The following is a 6351-nucleotide window of genomic DNA, read 5'->3' on the forward strand; positions in this document are numbered from 1 at the left end:
GTCTATTGCAGTAAGTCTTGCAGCGCATCGTCTAACGCTACAAATTGAAAATTAAATCCCGCGTCCTCAATCTTTTTGCTGGACACGCGATTGCCACCGACTAATATATCTGACATTTCGCCTACAATCAATCGAAGCGCAAATTTAGGAACATTCGGTAGCCAAAGAGGCTTGTTCAGCTGATTTGCAACAGATTTAGTGAATTCCTTATTTGTTTTAGGTGAAGGTGCCACTCCATTGAATATTCCTTCCAGCCTATTTTCCAAAACATGAGCAAAGATTCCGCAGAGGTCATTGAGATGAATCCAGCTCATGTGCTGGTTTCCTGAAGCTAAAGGGGCACCCACCCAGAATTTGATTGGTTTTGCCATCTCGACCAGTGCACCACCCTTCTCACTTAGAACGATCCCGATTCGAACCATCGCAGTAGGTACATTGATAGTTTCAAAAGTGCTTGCCTCTTTCTCCCAGTCTATGACCACATCAGCAAGGAAACCATCTCCACTAGCAGAATTTTCATCAACCAACTTTTCCCCGGAATCCCAGCCATAATATCCAATGGCTGATGCTGAAATGAAATGCTTCAATTTCGGATTGAGTACAGCAACTTTTTCTTTTAAAAGTTTAGTTGAATGAATACGGCTATTATAAATCTCTTTCTTCCACTCGTTTGACCAGCGCCTATCTGAAACACCTGCTCCTGCCAGATGAATGATCGCATCTGCTGATGTGATTGCTTCATCTTCAATTTCGCCCTTTTTCACATCCCAATAGAATGTCTGGTAATGTTTTTGCGTTGGGTTTCGTGACAGGTGGGTAACCTTGTAGCCTTTGGTAGTAAGTAGGCTACTTAATTCGGTCCCAACCAGTCCGGTACCACCAGTGATGAGTACCGTTTTGTTTGAGTCGTTTAGATTTGTTGAAGACATGAAAAAATTCTTTTATTACCATACTCTGACATACCTCCTTTTGTTCATTTCTTTCTCTACTTTCGGACAGAAATCATTTGACACAAAAGCAGCACCGGCTCAATTGTCATTGGAAGGTAAAACATTAAATGGCTACAAAACAACTTTTGATTTTGGGTGGGAAAAAGTAAGACGAGGCTGGTGGGAGTACGCGCGTGAATTTTCGAGCCCGCTGAATATGAAGACCTACTACAAGGTGACGATTCCTTCGGAAACGACAGATGGAAATGTGGATTTGGTCATCTTCACTCAAACGACAGATGGGAATGGTGGCACGGAGTTTTTCCTGGGTCTTGAAAATGAAAAGTATAAAAAGCAGGCATTGACTATGATCCTGGACTTCAAAAAGGGGTTTTACATTGATGATCTGGTGGAGCAGATTGAGGATAAACAAAAGAAAGCTGATGACTTGAGCAATGAATATCGGGATGCTGTCATGGAAACTGAAAAGCAACAAATTTTAAATCAGCTCAACAAGCTGGAAGAGGAAATAGAGCAGCTAAAGGCAGAGATAAAAAGCATTGAGAAGACTTAAATAGCTAAGACTAGTAAATAAAAAAGGGATCAAAATTTGATCCCTTTCATACCGTAATTAATTTTTATAACCATAGTTAGAATGAATATTTAATTCCTGCTCCAAAGGAGGTACCTGGACTCCAGCTCTGGAAGACCTGACCTGTGGCATCAAAGCCTTCATTAGTGGCATTAGAGAATGAGCGCTTGTAAAGCTGCTCGACCTTATCACCAAGAATATTATTAATGCTGAAACTTGCTGACCACTGATCCTTAGCTCCAAAAAGCTTGTTCATATTGAAATTCAAGCTGTGGAAAGGCTGATAAAAAACATCCGGATCTATTCCTCCCCCAACAACTACAAGTGTTTCGCCCTTCACATTATAGAAAAGGCCTGCGTCTAAACCTGTTTCAAAATTGTTATATGATACTCCCGCATTAATGATCCATGGAGCTTGTCCTGCCATAGTCCTTGTTTCGTCAATCACTTCACCAGTTCTTGCGTTGTTTCTTCTGTTTCTTAATTCTGTATCAGACATATCGATAGAAGATTTAACCAGTGTGATGTTGCCATTTACACTAAACATTGGGTTGATGAAATCAAGTGCTTTTCTAAACTCTATTTCAACTCCGGCTAGCTGCCCATCTCCTACATTTCTTGGCTGAAATTCGGCATTCGTTTGGGCTTGAGGTAACCTTACTAGTTCAATAGGATCGCTAAAAGTTTTGTAAAATGCAGAAACTGAATACGTCTGGCCTCTATCCATGAAAAGCTCCCATCTTAAATCAAAATTGTTGATAGAGGTTTCTTTTAGGTTTCCGTCCCAATCATCTATGGCAAAAAGTCCGCCGTTGAAAATTCGGTTAGAAACCGGATCAAGAATCTGTGCGAAAGACAATTCTTTGAATGAAGGTCGTGCAATAGTTTGAGAGAATGAAGCTCTCAGGTTTTGCTTTTCCTGGAGTGCGTAAATCAAATTTACGGATGGAAAGAAATCTAATGCATCTAATACCTTATCGTTTTCCAACACCTCAGTTTGCAACTGATCTCTTCCAGTATGTCTTTGTACGAAGTTCTCTGCCCTTACTCCAACAATACCTTTTAACTTCTCTGTTGGAGAGATTTCAGTCATTACATAAGCACCAGTATTATTTATATTGGCATTGTATTGATTCGGGTTAGGAGTGCTAAATCCAGAAACCACATAGATCGATCCGTTAGGATAAATATTATCAACGGTCCACACCTCAGATGCATCTCCTGTCCAATCCGGTTGCTGACTGTTCAAAAAGTTGATATTGAAGTCAACGATTTCATAGTCTCTTTCTTTGTATGTGTGGCCTACACCAAACTGTACTTTAGCATCTCTTCCAAAAACCTCCGGTTTATATGATATATCAACTTTAGCCCCAAGGTTCCTTTCTTCCAGTTCCCTCCAAAGCCTGCTTGGATTGCCTGCAGCGCCTGCTACAAACCTCAGGTTGTCACCATTGGTGCCCACCTCTGTAAAGGCAGTTTTTCTTATATCCGGATCTTCTTGAGATGACCATGTAGCAGAGCCTCTCCAATCGATGATCCATCTGCTATCAGCAAGATGATGCTCCCCATTTAAAAACAAATTTGTAACTGAGCGCTGGTTATATTCCAAGTTATCTGAACTACCAATGTATCCTGATTTACCAGCTGCCTCTTCGTCATCTATCAAGTCAAACTGACCTGCTCTACTTACTCCATTTTGAAGCTTCAACATCGTTAGCCTGTACTTAGAGGCATCTGTTTTATAAGCAACTCCAGCTAAACCACCCAATAGAATGTCATTTTCACTTAGTGATCCTATAGTAGAAGCAGCTCTTTGAAACTCGTATACGCTTTCATCTGAAGTATTATTCTGATACTCCCCATAAACCGCATCGTCATATAGGGTGCTGTTGTTCTTGTAATTACCAGTGAACATGAAACCCAAACTATTCCCATTCGCTAATTTTTTTTGATTAGCAAAATTGAACCCTAGGCTATAGTTCATGAAGCTGGTTTGCTGTGTCGCTCCAAGTGTTGGGCTGAATTGATTTAGAAATTGACCAACTTCAGCATCAGTAGAATTGAATGGGGTAGGAACAGCACTAAAGTCAACTCCTGATGGCAGTGCTCTTTCACCGTTATCAAATCCTAAAAAGTCTGTTGAGCTTCCTTTGTAATCTAAATAATCACCATTGAAATGCATGGATGGATTGAAGTCTATGCCCAATGACACATCCAATATCTTTTCTTCCGGAAAATCCTTCGTTTCAATATTAACAATACCTCCGGTAAAGTCTGCCGGAAGATCCGGTGTAAAGGACTTGACAATCACCATGTTGTCAATCAGGTTTGTAGGGAATACGTCAATCTGAATACTGTTTCGATCAGGATCCAATCCCGGAATATCCATCCCGTTCAAGGTTGTCTTAGTATATCGGTCTCCAAGTCCTCTAACGTAAACATATTTGCCTCCTTCAACTGAAACACCGGTTACACGCTTTACGGCTTCACCTGCATTGCTATCGCCAATTTTTCTAAAGCTTTCAGATGAAATTCCATCTATGACATTGGCTGACTTTCTTTTAACAGTCAAAATTGCCGCTTCAGAAGTCCTAATTACTTCCGCAGTTACAACGACCTCATCCAATAGAGCAACGTCTTCTTTAAGCCTGATTTGATCAAGAATGGTAACTTCACTGTCCTCAACTTCTAAACCAGCAATGGTTACTGTTTGGAAAGAAACAAATGATGCTTGTAAATCATATGCGCCCGGAGTAGTCTGTATCTCGAATTTCCCATCAAAATCCGTAATTGCTCCATTGGTTGTTCCTTTAATTTGAACCGTGACACCATATAATGGCTCACCGTTTGCATCTTCAATGACCGTCCCTCGAATGGTCCCTTTTTGCCCGAAAGCATTTATTGCAGCCAATAATAGGCAGAAAAAAATATATCTCATTGTCTTAAAAAAAATTGTTCTATCAAATTTTGTCTGGATGTACGAAAGCCCGATGTTCGCGCATCGGGCTTTCGTACAATATGTTTAGGCCTCTTATAAACCTAAGTCAGCTAGTGCTCCAGAATTACCAGCCCAAGTCCATGCAAAGTCAGCAGCAGCAGGTCCTACTGTTCTAGAACCAAGTGCTACACCGTAAGAAACAGATGCGTCAGGCACACCAGCAAATGCTGCTGCACCAGAAGCAAGGTCAGTTTCCCATCCGGTATTAACTCCAGTTCCATCTCCTCCAAATGTTTCGAAATCTCCTGCTGATGTGATTCCGAAGAAATAGGTATTACTAACTCCCGCGTTTGTATCTTCATCCCAATCGATAATGTGATCAATTTCAGTTCCAGCGTATACAACACCATTCGTGAACTGGTGTGTGCCCCTGTTAAGCGTTCCTTCAGGGCCATCCAATTCGAAAGCAGAACCACCAATTGGAGTAATTACAATGAAGTTTGAACAAGTTCCAATCCAATCCTGATCAGTATCCAAACCATCATCGTTGGAGTTCCAGATCAAAACGTTTTCTACTGAAACGTTTCCGCCGAACCACTCAATACCATCGTCAGCATTTGCAACTACTTCAATGTTATTGATAGTTGTTCCAGAACCAACGCCACCGAGCGTTAACCCATTAATTTCATTACCAGCACCAATGTTAGTACCACCGTGTCGGATAGAGATGTAGGTGATCGTTCCAGAGTTATCGGCCGGATTATCTCCACCATAAAGTCCGTTTGGATCAGAAGCAGGGATTCCTTCAATTTGAACTTCAGTAACATCTTCATCATTATCATTCTGAGCAGAGATTGGTGCATTACCAAGGATGATTACGCCACCCCAAAGACCTGGTTGTGAAGGTGAAGTAGTACTTGAATAATTACCTGCTACTATGTCAGAAGGATCGATTGGATCATCTACGGATGTGAATATAATTGGTAGTGCAGCAGTACCTTCTGCCATAAGCATACCTCCTCTAGCAACAAGAAGTGCTGTAGCAGCCGAACCTTGTCCTGAATTCCCTTTGATTACAGTTCCTGGCTCGATAGTAAGTGTAACACCATCAATAACTGTAACTCTGGTATCTAGCTGGTAGATATTGTTAGCAGTCCATGTAGTGTTAGTCATAATATCACCACGAACTGTGATAACCGGAGTTACATCCTCAGCTACGACTGATAGCACTACGGTAGCATCATCAGAGTTACCTTCAGCATCTGTTACAGTTAATACTACAGAGCCGGCTCCTTCATCACCAGCTTCGAAAGCAACCGTGATAGTACCAGATGTTGCTCCAACTTCTCCATCGGTAGTTACATTAGCAGTTCCACCAGTTACTGCTACTGCAGAAGAAGCGAATCCACCTGCTGCATTATAGCTAAAGTTTAGATCAATTGACTGACCAGTGGTCACATCTGCTGCTCCAGGAGCAGTCACCTCAGGAGCATCAACTCCAGCTCCTCCATCATCATCCCCACAAGAAACCATAACGAGGGATCCTGTGATCAACATTGCGATTGCAAATAATTTTTTCATTTCAGTTTTGCGATTTAAATATTTTGATAGATCAATTTGTACCGCAAAAATGATCTTCAGATGTTACTAGAGGTCGCTCTGGCTGTTATCAAAGGGTTAAAGAATGGTCTGGTTTGTTATATGTGTATTAGGAATGTTACGCTTGTGTTAACACAACGATCCATGAAAACAAAAAAAGCGACCTCCCTAGGAGATCGCCTTGCACAAGCCTAAGCTAATGCTGCCTTAGTTTGCCTTTATTATGCGCTTTAAAACTCGTTGGTCATCAATCATAACTTCCAGTATGTACGATCCCTCAGCCAAGTCAGAAA

4 protein-coding genes are annotated in these 6351 nt (G+C 41.3%); 1 reads left to right on the forward strand and 3 read right to left on the reverse strand.

From position 1 onward, the window contains the following. Nucleotides 1–2 precede the first annotated feature (2 nt). Entirely contained in the window at nt 3–929 is a 927-nt protein-coding gene (locus RIC88_RS00330) for a TIGR01777 family oxidoreductase (RefSeq protein WP_350215376.1), read from the reverse strand. Between RIC88_RS00330 and RIC88_RS00335 the strand changes: the two genes are divergently transcribed. Continuing rightward, a complete protein-coding gene (locus RIC88_RS00335) occupies nt 928–1503 on the forward strand; it encodes a coiled-coil domain-containing protein (RefSeq protein WP_350215378.1) in 576 nt (191 codons plus the stop codon). The two genes, RIC88_RS00330 and RIC88_RS00335, sit on opposite strands and share 2 nt — an antisense overlap. A gap of 76 nt (nt 1504–1579) precedes the next feature. Here the strand turns inward: RIC88_RS00335 and RIC88_RS00340 are convergent, their stop codons facing one another. Both RIC88_RS00340 and RIC88_RS00345 read right to left on the reverse strand, forming a co-directional pair. Continuing rightward, the gene (locus RIC88_RS00340) at nt 1580–4459 is read right to left on the reverse strand and encodes a TonB-dependent receptor domain-containing protein (protein ID WP_350215380.1); all 2880 of its coding nucleotides are present in this window, start codon (nt 4457–4459) and stop codon (nt 1580–1582) included. Between the two features lie 93 nt (nt 4460–4552). Beyond that, on the reverse strand, nt 4553–6040 hold the full coding sequence (locus RIC88_RS00345) for a beta-helix domain-containing protein (RefSeq protein WP_350215382.1): 1488 nt from the start codon (nt 6038–6040) through the stop codon (nt 4553–4555). Nucleotides 6041–6351: the final 311 nt, after the last annotated feature.

Source organism: Ekhidna sp. (assembly GCF_040220215.1).
In the GTDB taxonomy this organism is placed as follows: Bacteria; Bacteroidota; Bacteroidia; order Cytophagales; family Cyclobacteriaceae; genus Ekhidna.